We start from the raw sequence: 21782 nt of genomic DNA on the forward strand, positions 1-21782 counted from the left end.
TATCTGGTGAGTTCGGGATTAGTTGGTTGAGTTGTCGGGGAGCGCGTCCAGCGAGCTAGCCGTGCGGTCCATTGGTGCCTACGGTGCCGCCCGCCCCGCTGCCGCCCGACGTGCCCGGACCACCTGTGGGAGTGCCATCGCCGCCGGTACCCACGGCGCCAGCGGTACCGGCGGTTCCGGCACCGCCGCCATTGCCGCCCGGCTTGCTGCCGTAGCTACCGCCACCGGCGCCACCGTTGCCGCCGTTGCCACCGTTGCCACCCTTGCCACTGTCACCGCCGTCGCCTCCCGGCCCCGTGGCGCTGGCCCCGCCGACTCCTCCGGCGCCACTTGAACCGCCATTACCTCCGGCACCACCGGCACCACCAGATCCGGCCGAGTACAGGCCCCAGCCGTTGCCTCCCCTGGCGCCGGCGCCGCCAGTGTTTCCGGTTCCACCGACACCGCCCGCACCACCGTCACCGCCGGCACCGTTGGTGGCCACACCACCGGCACCACCGGCACCACCGACACCGCCGACACCACCGATGCCGCCTTGTCCGCCGGCGCCGCCGCGGGTCGCGCCCGCTCCTGCGTCGTAGCCATTGCCGGCGGTCCCACCAACACCGCCACTGCCAGCGGCACCACCGCGGCCGCCGGCACCACCGTCACCGGAGACCGAGCCGCCCGCACCACCAGCACCACCCTTGCCACCGGTGCCGCCAACCGCCCCACTGCCACCGGTGGTGCCGTCATAGCCGTTACCGGCCGACAACTGGCCGACTCCATTACCGCCGTTGCCACCGGCACCGGCGGCGCCACCATTACCGCCGACACCGCCGTTACCGACGAGTCCGGCGTCACCGCCCTTGCCGCCGCTACCGCCGGAACCACCGGCCGCACCGGCGCTGCCGTTGCCCATCCCGCCGCTGTAGCCGCTCCCGGCTCCGGCGTCGACACCCCGGGTACCGGCACCACCGTTACCGCCAGTGCCGCCAGCGCCACCGTCGCCGTTACCGCCGGCGGCCACCGAGCCGCCGGCACCGCCATTGCCGCCGGAGGCGCCACCTTGGTTGGTCCAGCCGGGTGTACCGCCGTTGCCGCCGTTACCGCCGACACCGCCGGTGCTGCCGGCGCTGTTGCCGGTGGCCGTACCGCCGGCACCACCGTTGCCGCCGGCCCCGGCGGCCGCGCCGGGTCCGTTCTGTCCGACCGAGGCGAGCGGGTTGGCGTTGCCGCCGTTGCCACCGATGCCACCGGCGCCACCGATATAGCCGGTGCCGCCGTTGCCACCGAGGCCGCCGTTGCCGGCCGACCCCGCGGTGTTCGGGATGGTGTGCGGGTTACCGCCGCCGTCCGCCGACACGCCACCGGTGCCGCCGTTGCCGCCGTTGCCGCCGTTGCCGTCGACACCGGTCGCGCTCGGTCCGGCGCCGGCCACCCCACCGTTGCCCCCGAGCCCACCGTTGCCGCCGAGCCCACCCTTACCCAAGGTCCAGTCACTCGAGCTGGTACGGCCGGCTACTCCGCCTGCACCGGCATTACCGCCGGCGCCACCCTTACCGCCGTCGCCATTGACACCGTCAGCGCCGTGCACAGCACCGCCCTGGGCCGTTCCGCCGGCACCACCATTGCCCCCGTTACCGCCCGCGGCGCCGGCACCGCCGTCGCCGCCGCGGCCGCCGTCTTTCTGGGTCGCGTTGCTGGTCCCGACCGCGCCGTCGCCACCTTTGCCGCCGGCGCCACCGGTACCGCCGGCTCCGCCCTTACCGGCTGTGTTGGCCGCCAGGGTGCCGCCGTTGCCGCCCTTGCCCCCGGCGCCACCGTCGGTGCCGTTGCCACCGTTGGTGCCGGAGCCGCCCGCGGTGGTGGCGTTCACGCCAGCCGCACCGGTGAAGCCGTTCCCGCCGTTGCCACCGTTGCCGCCGTTGCCGTGTTCACCGCCGTTACCGCCGGCGCCGCCCGCGCCACCGTTGACGCCCGCGGTCGAGGAGGCGAAACCGTTGCCGCCGTCGCCGCCGTTGCCCCCGCCGGTCGGTGCGCTGCCTTCGGCGCCGTGCGTGCCGGCGTCACCGCCCAGGCCGCCGGCGCCAGCCGCACCGCCGTTGCCTCCGGCGCCCGCGACTCCGACATTGCCGCCGTTACCACCATTGCCACCGTTGACGTTTGAAGCGTCGCCGTCAGCGCCCCGGCCACCGTCACCGGCCGCGCCCCCGATGCCACCCTGACCGCCGGCGCCGCCATTGCCGTTGCCGCCCAGGTTGCCGGTTCCGGTCGCGGTCCCGGCGTCACCGCCCTTGCCACCGTCACCGCCGGTACCGCCGGCGCCGCCGTTGGTGCCATTGCCGCCGTTGCCGTCACCGGAGAGGTAGCTGCCGGCCGCACCGGTCTGTCCGGCCCCGCCTTGGCCGCCGATTCCGCCCTTGCCGCCGTCGCCGCCACTGCCGGCATTGCTGTTGACACCAGTGCCGTTGCCGCCGTGCCCGCCGTCGCCACCCAAGCCGCCGTTGCCGCCCTGGCCGCCGCTACCACTTAGTGCGCCGGCCGCCCCGCCGTTGCCGCCATTGCCGCCGTCACCACCGGTACCGCCCTTGCCACCCGACCAGCCACCGTTGCCACCGGGGCCACCGGCACCGCCGTTACCACCATTGCCACCGGCACCGCCATCACCGACCAGCCCGGCGTCACCGGCGTTACCACCGTTGCCACCGGCAATGCTCAGCGCCTTGAAACCCAGTTCGCCTGCGTGAGCGGCGTTGTAGGCCGCCACATCGAAACCGTTACCGCCGTTACCGCCGTTACCGCCGTGGCCGGCCGCCTGACCGTCGACGCCACTGGCCGCACGCTCGGTGGTCGACCCACCGGTCAGGCCGCCCTGACCGCCGTGACCGATCGCGCCCGGATCGCCGCCATTGCCACCGTCACCGCCATCGGGATGCTCGCTGGTGGCGTCCAAGCCGGCGCCACCATCGCCGGCGATCCCGGCGTTGCCGCCGGCACCCCCCTGACCACCAAGCCCGTTGACACCCGCAGACCCCCAGCTGGTGCCGGCACCGCCAAGACCACCCTGGCCGCCCTGACCACCATTGGCGCCATCACCACCACCGGCACCATCACCACCATTGCCATTGCTAGCGGCCACATCCCACTCACCGCCAGCACCGTCACCACCGCGGCCACCACTACCCCCGGCACCACCGACACCACCGACACCACCATTGCCACCACTGCCGAACAAGCCCGACGCCTTACCACCGGCACCACCATTGCCGCCGTTACCGCCCAGGACACCATTGCCACCAACCGCACCCGCGCCGCTGCCTCCATTGGCCCACACACCGGTAGCACCGGCCAGACCCGCCGCACCCGCCGCACCGATCCCACCGGCACCACCATTGCCGCCGGAACCGAACAACCAACCCGTGCCATCGCCACCATTACCGCCGGCGCCACCACCATCACCGCCCACACCACCGGCACCGCCGACACCCATCCACGAACCGCCAGCACCACCATCACCACCGGCCAGGCCCGCCAGACCCGCACCACCGGCACCACCGTTACCGAACAGCCCTGCCGCGCCACCATCACCGCCGGCGACACCAGCACCACCGTCACCGAACAGCCAACCGCCCGCGCCACCATTGCCGCCATCGACACCCTCGATGCCCGCAGCACCATTGCCGATGATGATCGAACCGAACCCGAACGTGTCATTGACAAACGAGTTGACCTCGATGCCCAACGGGCTCTCAATCCAATCGACCATCCCGGCATGCAACGGCGTATAGACGAACTCGTCGATGTAGGCACTCAGGTCGAACGGGTCGCCACTGGCCAACCCCGCCGACGAATCGAACAACGACCCCCAATCAAACCCAGCCGAGGCATCCGCCTGTGACCACGCAGCCGGGTCGAACAGATCCAGCAACCAATCAAACTCACCATCAGCCCGCGCCACCGGCACCGACACCAACGGCGACACACCCAACGCCAAAAATGCCGCCGCCCCAGCAGCGCCGACTGCCCGCCGGCCTCGGTCAATGCGATTGAAATGTTGCCCTGCGCTACGGCGCTTACGAGCCATGGGGTGACGCCGATCTGCTGGATTGGATCAGTTGGTGCAACAGAGGCGGATTAGCCGTGAACACCGTCGGCGCCCTTCGTTCCTGAGCTGCCCGCCGCACCGGTCTGGCCTGCGGCGCCCCTGTCCGCGCTGACCGCACCGCCCGCCGAAGCCGATCCGCCCGCCCCGGCGGTACCACCGGCGCCACCGGAACCGGCCGCACCGCCGATGCCGCCCGCGCCGCCTACACCGGTGTTGCCGTTGGCGCCGATGCCCTGCGCGGTCCCCGCCGCGCCACCGACACCGCCGTTACCACCCGCGCCGCCGTTACCGCCCGTACCGCCGGTGCCACCGTCACCACCGTCGCCGCCCTTGGCGTAGCCAGTGCCCTGGTGGTTCTCGCCGGTACCACCGCCGCCACCGGCACCACCGTTGCCACCGTTCTCCCCGGCGCCGCCGTTGCCGCCCAGGCCGCCGATACCGCCGTCACCACCGTTGCCGGCGATCGAACCGCCCTTACCGCCCGCGCCACCGGCGCCACCGCTGGCCCCGGCCGTGCCATTGGTGCCGTTACCGCCGTTGCCACCATTGCCGCCGTCGCCGCCGTAGGCGAAGCCCCGGGTTCCGCCGGTCTGCGCATTGGCGCCACCGCCGGCGCCGCCGTTGCCGCCGGCCGCGCCCTGCCCGCCGTAGCCACCGTTACCGCCGTCACCGGCGTTGATGTCGCCGCAGCCGAGGAACAGCGCGCACGACGCGGACGCGCCCGTGCCGCCCGCGCCACCGATTTGACCGGCCTGGTTGGTGTTAGCGCCGTTCGCTCCGGTACCGCCACCAGCTGCCTGGCCAGTTGGGGGGGTGTAGCCGGCGGTTCCGGCCGCACCGTTGCCGCCGACTCCGCCATTCCCACCGTTGCCGATGATGCCGGCGTCGCCGCCCTTGCCGCCGATGCCACCGATCTGCCCAGCACCATTGACGGTGCCCTGGCCGTTGCCACCGACACCACCATTGCCGCCGTTGCCGCCGCTGGCTCCGGTCGCGCCCCCGGCTCCGCTGGAAGCCAGCTGGCCGTTACCGCTGTCGCCACCGAGACCACCGGCCCCGCCGCCACCGCGGTTTCCGCCGTTGCCGCCCTGGCCGCCGTTTCCGGCGGCCGCGTTGGTGCCGCCGCCGGCACCGGCACCGCCGGTACCGCCATTACCGGCGTTGCCGCCCTGGCCACCGGCACCGCCTTGACCGCCGACCCCGTGGCTGCCGGTGCTGCCGTCGGTGGCGGTGCCGCCGACGCCGCCGCTGCCACCGACCCCGCCGGCGCCGCCGATGGCCCCGCTCCCGCCGTTGCCGCCCTTACCGCCGGTGAGACCGCTGCCGTCGGGGGCGGTGATGCCGGTCGAGCCGTTCGCGCCGCTGCCGCCCGCACCGCCGACGCCGCCCTTGCCGCCGGCGCCGCCGTTACCGGCCGCGCCCGATACCGCACCACCGTTGCCGCCCGCACCACCGTTGCCGCCGGCACCACCGGTGAGCCCGGCCGTCCCGGAACCTCCGGCGTTGGCGGCGTTTCCGCCGGCCTGACCCGCCGTACCGGTGCCACCGGCACCGCCGTTGCCGCCGTTACCAATCGAGCCGCCGGTGCCGCCCTTACCGCCGTCGCCACCGCGCGCGCCGGCTACCGCGTTGGGGTCGGCGGCCGCGTTGTAGCCGTTACCGCCGTTACCGCCGTTACCGGATGGGCCGACCGCGGAAGTGCCGTTGGCACCGGTCGCTCCGACGACGCCACCGGTGCCTCCGGTGCCGCGGGCACCACCGGCACCACCGGTCCCGGCCACACTGCCCGCATCGCCGCCGCGGCCGCCGTTGCCGCCGTTGGCGTTCGTCGCATCTCCGGCGGCACCATTGCCACCGTTGCCGCCTTGGCCGGCCGTCCCGGCGCTACCGCCGGCACCGCCGCTGCCATTGACACCCGCGGTGGCCGCACCGTTGATCACACCCGCATTACCGCCGGCACCACCGACGCCACCGGAACCGGCCTGACCACCCTTGCCACCGTCACCGCCGTTGGCACCGGCCGCCGTCGGACTGAATCCGGCACCACCGGTGCCACCGGCACCACCGTCGCCACCCTTACCGCCGGCACCACCGTTGCCGGCATGGTTGACGCCGAGCAGGCCACTGGCGCCGCCGACACCGCCCTTACCGCCGTTGCCACCGGCCGCGCCGGAGCCGCCGGCACCGCCGTTGGGGTTCTCGGCCGTGCCCGCGGTGCCGACCGCGCCGGTACCTCCGACGCCGGTCGCGCCCGCACCGCCGGCACCACCGTTGCCGCCGTTGCCGGCCGAACCCGCCGCACCGCCGTTACCGCCGGCACCACCATTGCCGCCGTTGTCGGCGATGCTGGTCGGGCTGAACCCGGCCCCACCGTTGCCGCCGTTACCGGAGGCCACGCTGACCGCCGTGCCGTTAGCGCCGGTCACTCCGTCGACACCACCGGTGCCGCCGGTCCCGCGCACGCCGCCGACTCCACCGGTGCCGGCGACATTGCCTGCGTCGCCACCGCGGCCGCCGTTCCCACCATTGGGGGTGCTCGCGTTTCCAGCGGCACCATTGCCACCGTTGCCGCCTTGGCCGGCCGTCCCGGCGTTACCGCCGGCGCCACCACTGCCGTTGACACCCGCGGTGGCCGCACCGTTGATCACACCCGCATTACCGCCGGCACCACCGACGCCACCGGAACCGGCCTGACCACCCTTGCCACCGTCACCGCCGTTGGCACCGGCCGCCGTCGGACTGAATCCGGCACCACCGGTGCCACCGGCACCACCGTCGCCACCCTTACCACCGACACCGCCGTTGCCGGCGTGGTTGCTCACCAGGGCGCCGCTGGCCCCGCCATTGCCGCCCTTACCGCCGTTGCCACCGGACGCACCGGAGCCGCCGGCACCGCCGTTGGGGTTCTCGGCCGTGCCCGCGGTGCCGACCGCGCCACTACCTCCGACGCCGGTCGCGCCCGCACCGCCGGCACCACCGTTGCCGCCGTTGCCGGCCGAACCCGCCGCACCGCCGTTACCGCCGGCACCACCATTGCCGCCGTTGTCGGCGATGCTGGTCGGGCTGAACCCGGCCCCACCGTTACCGCCGTTACCCGACACCGTGGTCGCCGAGACGCCGTCGGCGCCCTTGCCGCCGTGGAAGCCGCCGCCGCCGGAGGTGGCGCCGGCCGTGCCGCCGGCGCCACCGGTCCCGGCGACATTGCCAGGGTCACCACCCTGGCCCCCGTTGCCGCCATTGGGGTTGGCGGCATTTCCGGCGGCGCCATCGCCACCGTTGCCGCCCGCTCCAGCGTCGCCGGCGTTACCGCCCGCCCCGCCGTTGCCGTTGCTACCGACGGTTCCGTTGGCCGCGGTGCCCGCGTTACCGCCGGCCCCGCCCACGCCGCCGGAGCCGGCCTGACCACCCTTGCCACCGTTGCCGCCGTCGGCACCGGGTGTCGTCGCGGAGAAGCCCTTCCCGCCGACACCGCCGTTGCCACCGGCGCCGCCCGCGCCGCCGATGCCGCCGTTACCGGCGGTGTTGATGCTCAGCGAGCCACCGGTGCCGCCGGCCCCGCCGTTGCCACCATTGCCGCCGGAACCGCCCTGTCCGCCGTTGGTGCCGTTGACGCTGCCCTGGGTGCCGTTGTTGCCGACCGGGCCGCTGGTCCCGGCCGCACCTGCCGCCCCGGCACCGCCGTTGCCACCGTTGCCGTGGGCACCGCCGTTACCGCCCGCGCCGCCGTCGCCGCCGGATTGTCCTGCCGCGGTGGGGGTGAAGCCCGCGCCGCCCTGGCCGCCGTTACCGGAGGCCCCGATGATCTCGGCGCCGTGCGCACCGGTGGCACCGACCGTCGCCCCAGCGCCGCCGGCCGCTCCGCCGACACCGCCCGCGGCGCCGATGCCGACATCGCCACCGTCACCACCGTTACCACCATTGATGTGTGCGGCGTTGCCGTTGCCGCCGGCACCGCCGTTGCCGGCGGCACCCGCGTCACCGCCACGACCGCCGGCGCCGCCGGAGGCATTCGCACCGGCATGACCGTTCTCGGCCGCTCCGCCGACACCGCCGGCACCGCCGCTGCCGCCCACGGCGCCGTTGCCACCGTCGCCACCGTTCGCGCCATCGCCGCCGGCCGTGCTCGCGTTGGCGCCGGTCACCCCGTTGCCACCGTTACCGCCCGCGCCGCCTGCACCACCCACACCGCCGGCACCGCCATTGCCGGCCATCGAACCGCCCTTGCCGCCGGCACCACCGCTGCCGCCACTGCCACCGACGGTGCCGTTGCCGCCGTCGCGGTTCACCGCGTTGCCGGCCGCCCCGTTCGTGCCGTCCGCACCGGATCCACCGGTGCCACCGTTGCCGCCGTTGCCGTGATCACCGCCGTCACCGCCGAGGCCGCCGTTACCTCCGGACTCGCCGGCGGTAACGGCGCTGAATCCGTCGCCGCCCGCACCGCCGTTGCCCTGACCGATCGTGACCGTACTGCCGGCCGAACCCGCTGCGCCGGTGTGGGATCCGTTGCCCGCGTTGCCGGCTTTGCCGCCGTTACCGGTGTCGCCGCCGTTACCGCCGCTACCGCCGTCGCGATGCGCAGCTGTGCCGGCCGCACCGGCGCCGCCGTCTCCGGCCGTGCCGGCGTTGCCACCGTTACCGGCGTTTCCTCCGGCACCGGTCGAGCCGGCGACACCGTGGGCCGCAGTACCGCCCGCACCACCGTCGCCGCCGCTACCGCCGTTGCCGCCGCTGCCCGCGTCGCCACCGTTGCCGCCGGTGCCGTTGCCACCGCCCTCGAACGAGCCGGTCGCGCCCACCGCACCGTCACCGCCGGCGCCACCGTCCGCGCCGTGGCCGCCTCGACCACCGGCGCCGCCGTTGCCGGCCATCGAACCGCCCTTGCCGCCGACGCCGCCGGTGCCGCCGTTTCCGCCGGTGAGGCCGTCGGTGCCGTTGGGGTTGGTGGTATTGCCGTCGCCGCCGGCGGTGCCGGTCGCACCGTCGCCACCGTTACCGCCCGCGCCGCCGTTGCCGTAGGCGCCGCCGTCACCACCGGCGCCACCGTTGCCGCCCGATTCGCCTGCGGCCGTGGGGCTGTAGCCGTTGCCGCCCGCACCACCGTTGCCGCCGACACCGGTCACGTCGGCGCCGTTGATGCCCTGCTGACCGGCCACGGCTCCGGCGCCACCGGCTTGTCCGCCGGCCCCGCCGGCGCCGGCCGTGCCGGTGTCGCCGCCGTCACCGCCCGCGCCACCGTTGACGTTCGCCGCGGTGCCGGCGGCGCCTGCACCGCCGTTGCCACCGAGTCCGGCGACTCCGCCGGCCCCGCCATTGCCGCCGTCACCGGCCTGACCAATGGCTCCCGCAGAGCCCTTGCTGCCGAACAAGGAGCTGGCCGTCCCACCGGCACCGGCCGTACCGGCCGTGCCGCCGTTGCCACCCGTGCCGCCGTTACCGCCGTCGGTGCCGTCGGTGCCGTCGCCGCCGTTGCCGGTACCACCACCGGCGAACGTGCCTGTCTCGCCGTCGATTCCGTTGGTGCCGGCAACACCCGCACCACCGACGCCACCGGTGCCACCGTCGCCGGCCGCACCTCCCTTGCCGCCCGCACCGAACAGGAATGCCTTGGACGCGCCGCCGGTCCCACCGTTGCCGCCGACACCGCCATTTCCACCGACACCGCCGTTGCCGCCGTTGATGCCCGCGACACCGGTCGCACCCGAGGCGCCTAGCAGTCCGTCGCCGCCGGCACCGCCGGCACCGCCGATGGCGAACAGCCAGCCGGCGCCGGCACCGCCGTTACCGCCGTCGCCGCCAGAGCCACCGATACCGCCGGCGCCACCGACACCGCTCCAGCTGCCACCGGCACCACCGTTGCCGCCGTCGAAGCCCGCGCCGCCGTCGCCACCGGCACCACCGTTGCCGAACATCCCGGCCGCGCCACCATTGCCACCGGCAACCCCGGTCAGCGAACCGTCGTAGCCCGCGCCGCCGTCGCCGTACAGCCAGCCGCCGTTGCCGCCGTCGGGGTTGAGCTCGGTGCCGGCGGCACCGTTACCGATGATGATCGAGCCGAAGCCGAAGGTGTTGTTGATAAAGCCGTTGACTTGGCTACCGAACGGGCTGTTGATCCAGTCGACCATGCCGTCGTGCAGCGGGGTGTAGATGAGCTGATCGAGCAGCCCGGTCAGGTCGAACGGATTACCGGCGGCCAGGCCGGCCGAGTCGGCACCGGCGTCCAGGCCGGCAAAGTAGTCAGCCCACGCCGCCGGGTTCAGCCACGCGGCCAGGTCCCACTCCGCTGGGTCGGCTCCGCCGTCGAAGCCAGCCCCCGCGGCGGGGTCGAACAGGTCGATCAGCCAGCCGAAGTCGGCGTCGGCCTGCGCTGCCGGTGCCGGTGTCAGCGGGGTCATCCCGAAGGTTAGGAAGGCGCTCAGCGCCCCCGCGGCACCGACGGCGCGACGACGGTTGCTGTGGTGCTTACGAGCCATTGGGACGACCCCTATCTGGGTGAGTGGAGTTGATCGAAGAGAAGTGAGAGGTGTTCGGGCGCTGGCAATGCGGCAGCGCCTCGGTACAACGGACGATGCCCGAGGTCGCCGTAGATCGGCGTTGGCGGCGATCATCCCGGGGTGCCATCAGCGCCCTTCGTGCCCTGGCCACCGGTGATACCGGCCTGTCCCGGAGAGCCCGCATCCGCGCTGACCGCACCACCGGCTTCGGCTCCGCCGCCCGCACCTCGGGCGCCACCGGCTCCCCCAGAGCCGGCCGCCCCGCCAGAGCCTGCATTACCACCGGTACCTGCTGTGCCGTTGACACCGGCACCCTGCGCAACACCTGCAGCGCCGCCGGCCGCGCCATTGCCGCCAGCGCCGCCATCACCGCCCGCGCCGCCGTTACCACCGTTGCCGCCATTCCCGCCCTTGGCATAACCGGTGCCCTGGTGGTTCTCGCCATAGCCGCCGGTACCGCCGTTGCCGCCGTCGCCACCTTGTTCACCCGCGCCGCCCGTGCCGCCAGAACCGCCGACGCCGCCATTCCCGCCGTTGCCCGAGACCACGCCGCCCTTGCCGCCAGCACCCCCGGCGCCGCCATTCCCACCGACGGTGCCGTCCGCGCCGTCGCCACCGTTACCGCCGTTACCGCCCGCGCCGCCATAGGCCTTGGCGCCGATACCGCCGGTCTTCCCGTTTGCGCCACCGCCGTTACCGCCATTACCGCCGTCGGCGGCCGCCCCCCCGTCGCCACCCTTTCCGCCATTACCGCCAGTGATGGTTGGGGCACTCCAACTCGTGCTGCTCACGCTGTTGCCAGTTCCGCCATCACCACCGGCCTGTCCAGGTTGGGTGCCGCTGGACCCGGCACCGCCGGTACCACCATTGGCGGCCTTGCCATTTGACGGCGTATGGCCGTCGGCACCGACCTTGCCGCTACCGCCGGCACCACCGTTCCCGCCGTTGCCGATCGCACCACCGTCTCCGCCGGCACCGCCCTTGCCGCCGTTGGCACCTGCCGCAGCGTTGGTGTCTCCGGCCGCGTTATAGCCGTTACCGCCGGCGCCGCCATTGCCGGATGCACCCGCTGCCGCAGTTCCGCTCGCGCCGTCGGAACCGTTGGTCCCACCGCCGCCGACCGTGCTGCCGGCCGCGCCACCTGCGCCGCCGGCTCCGGCAACACTGGCCGGGTCGCCTCCGTTACCGCCGCGGCCACCATTCGGGGTGCTGGCGTTGCCGTCGCCGCCCCGACCGCCGTTGCCGCCCTGGCCGGCGCTGCCGGCGTTGCCACCTTGGCCGCCATTGCCGTTGGTGCCGACCGTCCCGTGTTCGGTGGTGCCGGCAGCGCCCCCGGTGCCGCCGTGGCCACCGGAGCCCGCTGCACCGCCGCTGCCGCCGTTGCCGCCGTTAGCACCGGCGGTCGTCGCGCTGAAGCCATTGCCGCCGTTGCCGCCGTTACCACCGGCGCCGCCGTCACCACCGACGCCACCGTTGCCCGCGATGTTGCTCGCCAGCGCACCACCGGCTCCGCCCGCCCCGCCGTTGCCACCGTTGCCACCGTCGCTGCCGGTACCGCCCGCGCCGCCGTTGGGGGTGCTAGCCGTGCCCGCCGTGCCGGCGGTGCCGACACCGGACTTGCCGCTGCCCCCGACACCACCGTTGCCGCCATTGCCGACGTTGCCGCCGTCACCGCCTGCGCCACCGTTGCCGCCGGAGGTGCCCGCGGCCGCGCCGCCGTCGCCGGCCGCGTTGTATCCCGCGCCGCCGTTGCCGCCGTTGCCGGCCGGTCCGGTGATCGCCGCGCCGGCCGCACCCTCGGCCCCAGCGTTACCGCCGGCTCCGCCGGTCCCGACCGCGCCGCCCTGACCCGCAGCGCCCGCCGTTCCGGCGTCACCGCCGTTACCGCCCTTGCCGCCGTTGACATTCGAGGCGTTGCCGCTGGCGCCGTCCGAGCCATCGCCGGCCGTGCCCGCGTTGCCGCCGGTTCCGCCGGCGCCGCCACTGCCGTTGCTGCCGGCGCTTCCTGAACCGCCGGCCGTGCCGCCGGCATTGCCACCGGCACCGCCGGAGCCGGCATTGCCACCGTTGCCGCCGGAGCCGCCGTTGTTGCCGCTCGCCCCGGCCACCGTGACCTGAGCACCGGCCAGGCCGTCGCCGCCATTACCGCCGGAACCGCCGGCGCCGCCCAGGCCGCCGTTGCCACCGTTGCCGGTGATCGAGCCACCCAGGCCGCCCTTGCCCCCGGCGCCACCGTCGGTGCCGTTGCCACCGTTGGTGCCGGAGCCGCCCGCGGTGGTGGCGTTCACGCCAGCCGCACCGGTGAAGCCGTTCCCGCCGTTGCCACCGTTGCCGCCGTTGCCGTGTTCACCGCCGTTACCGCCGGCGCCGCCCGCGCCACCGTTGACGCCCGCGGTCGAGGAGGCGAAACCGTTGCCGCCGTCGCCGCCGTTGCCCCCGCCGGTCGGTGCGCTGCCTTCGGCGCCGTGCGTGCCGGCGTCACCGCCCAGGCCGCCGGCGCCAGCCGCACCGCCGTTGCCTCCGGCGCCCGCGACTCCGACATTGCCGCCGTTACCACCATTGCCACCGTTGACGTTTGAAGCGTCGCCGTCAGCGCCCCGGCCACCGTCACCGGCCGCGCCCCCGATGCCACCCTGACCGCCGGCGCCGCCATTGCCGTTGCCGCCCAGGTTGCCGGTTCCGGTCGCGGTCCCGGCGTCACCGCCCTTGCCACCGTCACCGCCGGTACCGCCGGCGCCGCCGTTGGTGCCATTGCCGCCGTTGCCGTCACCGGAGAGGTAGCTGCCGGCCGCACCGGTCTGTCCGGCCCCGCCTTGGCCGCCGATTCCGCCCTTGCCGCCGTCGCCGCCACTGCCGGCATTGCTGTTGACACCAGTGCCGTTGCCGCCGTGCCCGCCGTCGCCACCCAAGCCGCCGTTGCCGCCCTGGCCGCCGCTACCACTTAGTGCGCCGGCCGCCCCGCCGTTGCCGCCATTGCCGCCGTCACCACCGGTACCGCCCTTGCCACCCGACCAGCCACCGTTGCCACCGGGGCCACCGGCACCGCCGTTACCACCATTGCCACCGGCACCGCCATCACCGACCAGCCCGGCGTCACCGGCGTTACCACCGTTGCCACCGGCAATGCTCAGCGCCTTGAAACCCAGTTCGCCTGCGTGAGCGGCGTTGTAGGCCGCCACATCGAAACCGTTACCGCCGTTACCGCCGTTACCGCCGTGGCCGGCCGCCTGACCGTCGACGCCACTGGCCGCACGCTCGGTGGTCGACCCACCGGTCAGGCCGCCCTGACCGCCGTGACCGATCGCGCCCGGATCGCCGCCATTGCCACCGTCACCGCCATCGGGATGCTCGCTGGTGGCGTCCAAGCCGGCGCCACCATCGCCGGCGATCCCGGCGTTGCCGCCGGCACCCCCCTGACCACCAAGCCCGTTGACACCCGCAGACCCCCAGCTGGTGCCGGCACCGCCAAGACCACCCTGGCCGCCCTGACCACCATTGGCGCCATCACCACCACCGGCACCATCACCACCATTGCCATTGCTAGCGGCCACATCCCACTCACCGCCAGCACCGTCACCACCGCGGCCACCACTACCCCCGGCACCACCGACACCACCGACACCACCATTGCCACCACTGCCGAACAAGCCCGACGCCTTACCACCGGCACCACCATTGCCGCCGTTACCGCCCAGGACACCATTGCCACCAACCGCACCCGCGCCGCTGCCTCCATTGGCCCACACACCGGTAGCACCGGCCAGACCCGCCGCACCCGCCGCACCGATCCCACCGGCACCACCATTGCCGCCGGAACCGAACAACCAACCCGTGCCATCGCCACCATTACCGCCGGCGCCACCACCATCACCGCCCACACCACCGGCACCGCCGACACCCATCCACGAACCGCCAGCACCACCATCACCACCGGCCAGGCCCGCCAGACCCGCACCACCGGCACCACCGTTACCGAACAGCCCTGCCGCGCCACCATCACCGCCGGCGACACCAGCACCACCGTCACCGAACAGCCAACCGCCCGCGCCACCATTGCCGCCATCGACACCCTCGATGCCCGCAGCACCATTGCCGATGATGATCGAACCGAACCCGAACGTGTCATTGACAAACGAGTTGACCTCGATGCCCAACGGGCTCTCAATCCAATCGACCATCCCGGCATGCAACGGCGTATAGACGAACTCGTCGATGTAGGCACTCAGGTCGAACGGGTCGCCACTGGCCAACCCCGCCGACGAATCGAACAACGACCCCCAATCAAACCCAGCCGAGGCATCCGCCTGTGACCACGCAGCCGGGTCGAACAGATCCAGCAACCAATCAAACTCACCATCAGCCCGCGCCACCGGCACCGACACCAACGGCGACACACCCAACGCCAAAACCGCGCCTGCCGCCGAACCCGCACCCAGCACTCGACGACTAGCCCGAGTTGCCTTGTGGCGCTTACCAATCACTGGGGGAACCTCGTTACTTAAGCAGGGATGGTTGATTCGTTGAGGACGTGGCGGCCTTAGCCGGTTGTGCCGGTCGATCCGCCACTGCCGGCGGCGCCGTTGGCGCCGTCGGTCCCGCCGGTGCCCCCCGCACCGCTGGATGCGCTCGAACCGTCGGCGTTATGGCCGCCCGCGCCGCCCCCACCGGCCGCGCCGCCGGTTCCGCCAATGTCGGCGGTCCCACCGGTCCCGCCCTGGCCGGCCGTTTGGCTTCCGAATGATGTGCCGCGGCTGGTGCTTCCGCCGTCACCGCCGTCACCGCCGCTGCCGCCGTTGCCACCGGCACCGCCGTTGCCGCCGGCGCCGCCCACGCCGGCCTGCCCGGCGCCGTCCGCACCGGCCGCGCCCGCGTCACCGCCCTGGCCGCCGATGCCACCGGCACCACCGTTACCGCCGTAGCCGCCGTTGCCGCCGTTGCCGCCCTGGCCACCGACCGCGGAGGTGCCACCGACCGGCGCTGACATGTAGGCCTGCCCGCCGTTGCCGCCGTTGCCGCCGTCACCGCCGACGGTGCCGTCGCCGCCGTTGCCGGCCGCGCCGCCGACCCCACCGTTGCCGCCCACACCCGACACCGATCCGCCGGCACCACCGGCACCACCGGCACCACCGTTGCCGCCGGTCACACCGCTGACACCGTTGCCTCCGTTGCCGCCGTTGCCGCCGGTACCGCCATGAGCGCTGCTGGAGCTGCCGCCGACGTAGCCGTAGCCGCCGGTGCCGCCGTCTCCACCGTCACCGGAAGCCCCGCCGGCACCGCCGTTGCCGCCCTTGCCGCCGGTGGCCGTCTGGCCCAGCCATGCGCCGGTGTTGGCTCGGCCGCCGGTACCACCGTTGCCACCGTCCTGGATGTGTCCGCCGTTGTTAGCACTGTTGCCCGCGGTGCCGTTACCGCCGACGCCGCCGGTGCACGAGCTGGTGCCGGCGGTGCTACCACATTCGGAACCGGTGGCACCGTTGCCGGCCAACGGGTTCGATCCGCCTTGGGTAGGTGCAGCCGGATTGGTACCCAGCGCGCCCTTACCGCCGGCGCCGCCGTCTCCACCGTTGCCGTTCGAACCGGCCGCACCGCCGAGGCCGCCGTTGCCGCCGGCTTGACCGACGTTGTTGATCACGCCGACGCCGTTGCCGCCCGCGCCGCCATTGCCGCCGTTACCGCCGCCGCCGGCCGCGCCGACGCCGCCGTTCGCGCCATCGCCCGCGCTACCGACCCCGCCGGCACCGCCTTGCCCGGCCGTGCCGCGTTCCCCGCCGGTACCGCCGTTGCCGCCGTTGCTGGCGTTTGCCGCGGCGCCACCGCCAACACCCTGACCACCCTGACCACCGGTGCCCGCGTCACCCGCGGCACCGCCGCGCCCGCCGGTACCGCCGATTCCGTTGGTGGCGGTGCCGCCCTGGCCGCCCACGCCGCCCTGACCGCCGTTGCCGGCGTCACCGGCGTTGCCGCCGTTCTGGCCGGCGACGGTGGCGTTGAGTCCGGCACCGCCGAGGCCACCCGTGCCGCCCGCGCCACCCTGACCACCGACGCCGCCGTTGCCGGACACCGTGCCGCCGGCACCACCGGTACCGCCGTTGCCGCCGAGTCCGCCGTCGCCGCCGTGCGTACCAGTGCCGGAGGCGTCGGTGATCCCAGCCTTGCCAGTAGCACCGGCACCACCGTTGCCGCCCGCACCGCCGGTGCCGACCGTGCCGGCGTTGCCACCGTTGCCGCCCTGACCACCGACCTGGAGAGTGCCGTTGTACAGGATCTGACCGGCGCCACCGTTGCCGCCCGCACCACCGTCGGAGCGGCCCGCGGCGCCGTCCGCGCCATCCGCGGCGTGGCTGCCGTCGGCGCCTATGCCGCCCGCGGCACCGTGGCCGGCCTGCCCGATCGCGCCGCCGTCGCCGCCATTCCCACCGGCGCCGGCCTCCAGGTCAAGGCCACCGCCGGCCCCATCGCCGCCTCGGCCGCCGGTGCCGCCGTTACCGGCCGCTCCGCCGGTGCCACCGACCCCACCGGCCCCGGCCGCACCCGCGTTGCCGTTGACCGCGGTGCCGCCGGCACCACCGTTACCGCCGTGACCTGCGTTTCCGCCGTCGCCGCCGTCGCGACCGTCGCCGCCGTCGGTGCCCTGCCCCGCGGCGTCGGTGGACCCTGCGGTGCCGGTCAGGCCGTTACCGCCGGCACCACCGTTACCGCCGGCACCGCCGCTACCGCCGGCACCACCGTTACCGGAGATATAGCCGCCCTTACCGCCGACCCCGCCGTTGCCGCCGGCCGCGCCGTCGCCACCGTGGCTTCCGTCGCCGCCGGCGTCCGTAACACCCGCGGCCCCGGTCGCGCCCGCGCCGCCATTCCCGCCTGCGCCACCGGTGCCGACCGCACCCGCGTCACCGCCGGCACCTCCATTGCCACCGGCCTGGGAGGCCCCGGTGGACAGCACTTGCCCCGCACCGCCATCACCGCCGGCACCACCGTTGCCGCCGCCGACCGCCGCCGCGCCCGCCGTACCGCCGGCGCGCTGGGAGGCGCCGTCACCGCTCAGGCCGCCCTGGCCCGCGCCGCCGGCATGGCCCGCGGTACCGGCACTACCACCGGCGCCGCCGTTTCCGGCGACCAGGTTCAAGCCGCCGCCGGCACCTTGCCCACCGGCACCGCCGTCGCCGCCCTTACCGGCGTTGCCGCCGTTGCCGCCGACACCGCCGACCCCGGCCTTGCCCGCCGCCCCGTTGACCGCGCTGCCACCTACACCACCCTTGCCGCCGGCACCGCCGGTACCGCCGTTGCCGCCATCGGCACCCGTGCCGCCGTTGCCGCCGTTGCCGCCGCTGCCGGCCGCGGCATCGGTGCCCGCGACGCCGGTCAGACCGGCCGCGCCGTTGCCTCCGTTGCCGCCGTGCCCACCGACGCCGCCGGCACCACCATTACCGGCGATCGAGCCACCGCTACCGCCCGCGCCGCCGACCCCACCGGTGGCACCGTTGGAGCCGTTCGAGCTGTTCAACGAGCCGGTCCCGCCGCTGGCGCCCGCGCCGCCGTCGCCCCCGCGGCCGCCGGTACCGATCGACCCGGCGTTGCCGCCGCGCCCACCGGCGCCGCCAACCTGCATGGTGCCGTCAGCCAGTTCGCGACCGTCGCCGCCGCGACCGCCTTCGCCGCCGTTGCCGCCGCCGCCGGCGTTGCCGATTGCGCCCGCCGCGCCGGCATGGCCGGATCCGGCACCGCTACCACCGGCGCCACCTGCACCCGCCGTGCCGCGCTCGCCGCCGTTGCCGCCGATTCCGCCGCTGCCGGCGGTGGCACCGGTACCACCACCGGTGCCGACGCCGCCGTTGCCGCCGTTTCCGGCCGCGCCCGCGGTACCACCCTGTCCGCCGGCGCCACCGTTGCCGTTGCTGGCGCTACCGCCGATGCCGCCGGCACCACCGACGCCACCGGTTCCGCCGTTGCCGCCGTTCGCGCCGGACGCGCCGCTGCCCGGGGTGACGAAGCCGGCATTACCGCCGTTGCCACCTGCTCCACCGGCACCGCCCACGCCGCCGGCCCCGCCGTCTCCGGAGATGGTGCCACCGGCACCGCCCTTACCCCCGACGCCGCCCGCCGCGCCGGAACCACCGGTCAGCCCGTTGCCGGCCGCGTCGCGGCCACCGGTCGCACCGGCTGCCCCACTACCGCCGTTGCCGCCGGCGCCACCGGTACCGATCGCACCCGCGTTGCCGCCGTTGCCGCCGGCGCCACCGGCCTGGACCGTGCCGTCTGCCAGCACCTGACCGTTGCCGCCGTTGCCGCCCACGCCGCCGATGGCGCTGCCGGCCGCGCCCGCGGCACCGCTGGCGGCCTGGCCGCCGGCGCCACTGCCACCGGCGCCACCGGCGCCGGCCACACCTGCCGTGCCGCCGCTGCCACCGTTACCGCCGTGGCCTGCCACCGCATTGGTGCCGCCGCCGGCACCGTCGCCGCCGGCACCACCGGTGCCGCCATTACCGGCCGCACCACCCGCGCCGCCGACGCCACCGACACCCTGGCCGCCCGCGGAGCCGTGCGCCGCCGTGCCGCCCGCACCGCCGGCTCCACCGACACCACCACTGCCTCCGTTACCGCCGACACTGGTGGTGTTGCCGCCATCGCCACCGTTGCCGCCGCTTCCAGCGATCGCATCCACGCCATCGATTCCGTTGGCGCCGGCACCACCGGCGCCGCCGGCTCCACCTACGCCACCGGCACCACCGACGCCGCCGTTGCCGGAGATCGAGCCGCCGGCACCGCCCACGCCACCGGCACCACCGGCCGCGCCGGTCGCACCGTTGGTGCCGTTACCCGACCCGCTGGTGATTCCGGCCGCGCCGGTTGCCCCGGCACCACCCGTACCGCCCGCGCCACCGTCGCCGACCGCACCCGCGTTACCGCCGTGACCGCCCACACCACCGGCCTGCGCGGTGCCGTTGGCCAGCAACTGCCCGGCACCACCGGTGCCACCCGCGCCGCCATTGCCGCCGGTACCAGTTGCGCCCGCTGTACCGCCGGCCGCATGCGCGCCGCCGGCGCCCACGCCGCCGGCGCCACCGGCACCGCCCGCGCCTACCGAACCACCGTTACCGCCGAGGCCACCCGCACCGGCTGCGGCGGCCTTGCCACCGCCGGCGCCCGTGCCGCCCTGACCACCGTTGCCCGCGTTACCACCTGCGCCACCGGCGCCACCGATGCCGCCCGCGCCGACCGCGCCCGCCGTGCCGTGTGCCGCAGTACCACCGGCACCACCGTTGCCGCCGATTCCACCGACGCCGCCCTTGCCACCGTTGGCGCCGTTACCACCGGTCCCGCCGGTAGCGCCGCTTCCGGCGGCGGCGTTCTGACCGGCACCACCGGTCGCGCCACTCCCGCCGGCGCCACCGGTGCCACCGATGCCGCCCGCGCCACCGGCACCGCCGTTACCCGAGACCGATCCACCGGCACCCCCGGCACCACCGTTGCCGGCGACACCACCGGCGCCACCCTGCAAACCGTTGCCGTTGACGTCGTTGCCGCCGAGGGCACCCGTCGCGCCGTTACCGCCGACGCCACCGGCGCCGCCGTTACCGGTGGACCCGGCGTCACCGCCCCGGCCGCCGTTGCCGGCGACTTGACCCGGATTGACCGCGCTGAATCCGGCGCCGCCGTTGCCGCCGTTACCGCTGACGGTGGCCGCTTCGCCGGCACTGCCGGCCACGCCCGCGACACCGCCGGCGCCGCTGCCTGCCGCGCCGCCGCGGCCCGCGGCGCCGGCCAGCCCGGCCTCGCCGCCGCGACCGCCGTTGCCGCCGTTGATGTGTGCCGCGGTTCCGGCCGCCCCGTTACCGCCGTTGCCGCCGGCACCGCTGTCGCCACCGTTGCCGCCCGCACCACCTGAGCCGCTGTTGCCGGCGGAGCCGAACAGGCCGCCCGCGCCGGCATCGCCGCCGATCCCGCCGCTGCCGCCCACGCCACCGACGCCGCCGTTGGTTCCGGCACCGCCGTTTCCGTTGCCCGCGCCTACGAACGTGCCCTGTGCGCCGTCGGTACCGGCCGCGCCGCTGCCGCCGTCACCGCCGACACCGCCCACTCCGCCGGACCCGCCGTTGCCGAACATGGTGCCGCCACCGCCACCCGCACCACCGGCGCCACCGACACCACCGTTGCCGCCGTCCCGGCCACCGGTGAAGCCGTCACCACCGGCGCCACCGGCCCCGCCGACCCCGCCGTTGCTGAAGGACATCCCGCCCCGGCCACCGGCGCCACCGGCGCCACCGGCCCCGCCGTCGATGTGCGCAGCCGTACCGTCGCCGCCGGCACCACCGTTGCCGCCGTTGCCGCCGTTGCCGAAGAAGAACCCGCCGTCGCCGCCCGCGCCACCGGCGCCACCGACGCCGCCGAACTGCCCGGCCGTACCGTCGGTTCCGTTGCCGCCGTGGCCGAACAGGCCACCGCCGTTGCCGCCGACTCCGGGGGCGCCGTTGATCGGAGCCGGGTCGCTCGCCAGGGCAGCGAACGTGACCATCCCGGGCCCGCCGGCGCCGGAATCGCCGGCCCCGGTGTCACCGGCGCTGCCGGCATTGCCACCGTTGCCGAACAACCAGCCGGCGTTGCCGCCGTTGCCGCTGTAGCCGAAGCCGTCGCCGCCGTCGCCCAACAGCAGGCCGGCGTTGCCGCCGTCCGGGTTGTCCGCCGTGCCGTCGGCGCCGTTGCCGATCAGGTAGACCCCGAAGAAGCTGTTGATCGCACCGTTGACCTGCAGGCCGAGCGGGCTGTCGATCCAGTTCTCGATGCCGGTGTGCATCGGCTCGTAGAACAAGGTGTTGAACAGGTCAGCGAACGGGTCGTCGGCGGCCGCGGACATCGGGGCCAGCGCGGCGTCCCAGCCGCCGTCGAGTTGAGCGAACAGCGGTGCCCAGGAGTCGGCGTCGAAAATCGTCTGCCATGACGACGCCTCGCCCAGGTTGGTGAAGGCATCGCCCAGGCTCTGGCCGAACAGGTCGACGACCCAGCCCAGCTCGTCGGCGTGGGCGGGCGGCGCAGCGGACATCGGGCTGATCCCGAAGGCCAGGAACGCGCCCACCGCGGTCCCGGCCCCGGCGACGCGTTTGCGCCGACGCGCCCCGTGGGGGTTCGCCGTTCGCCGTTCTACACCGTCGCGCCTGCCGCCCATTGCTGTTTTCCGCCCTTGTTTCGTGAAGTGTTGGTAAGCCGAT

The 21782-nt window shown here is 74.8% G+C and carries 4 protein-coding genes; all 4 read right to left on the reverse strand.

Going from position 1 to position 21782, the window contains the following annotated elements; translation table 11 throughout:
- Positions 1–55 precede the first annotated feature (55 nt).
- Positions 56–3964 (reverse strand): PE family protein, encoded by a 3909-nt coding sequence (locus ACKY0X_RS21475; RefSeq protein ID WP_409427629.1) that lies wholly within the window; start codon positions 3962–3964, stop codon positions 56–58.
- Between the two features lie 152 nt (positions 3965–4116).
- Positions 4117–10557 (reverse strand): PGRS repeat-containing protein, encoded by a 6441-nt coding sequence (locus tag ACKY0X_RS21480; protein ID WP_409427630.1) that lies wholly within the window; start codon positions 10555–10557, stop codon positions 4117–4119.
- 131 nt (positions 10558–10688) lie between these two features.
- Positions 10689–15059, reverse strand: a complete 4371-nt coding sequence (locus ACKY0X_RS21485) for a PE family protein (RefSeq protein WP_409427631.1) — start codon at positions 15057–15059, stop codon at positions 10689–10691.
- Between the two features lie 56 nt (positions 15060–15115).
- Positions 15116–21739, reverse strand: a complete 6624-nt coding sequence (locus ACKY0X_RS21490) for a PE family protein (RefSeq protein ID WP_409427632.1) — start codon at positions 21737–21739, stop codon at positions 15116–15118.
- Between the last annotated feature and the right edge of the window lie 43 nt (positions 21740–21782).

The organism is Mycobacterium sp. SMC-11 (genome assembly GCF_046250095.1).
Taxonomy (GTDB): Bacteria; Actinomycetota; Actinomycetes; order Mycobacteriales; family Mycobacteriaceae; genus Mycobacterium; species Mycobacterium heraklionense_A.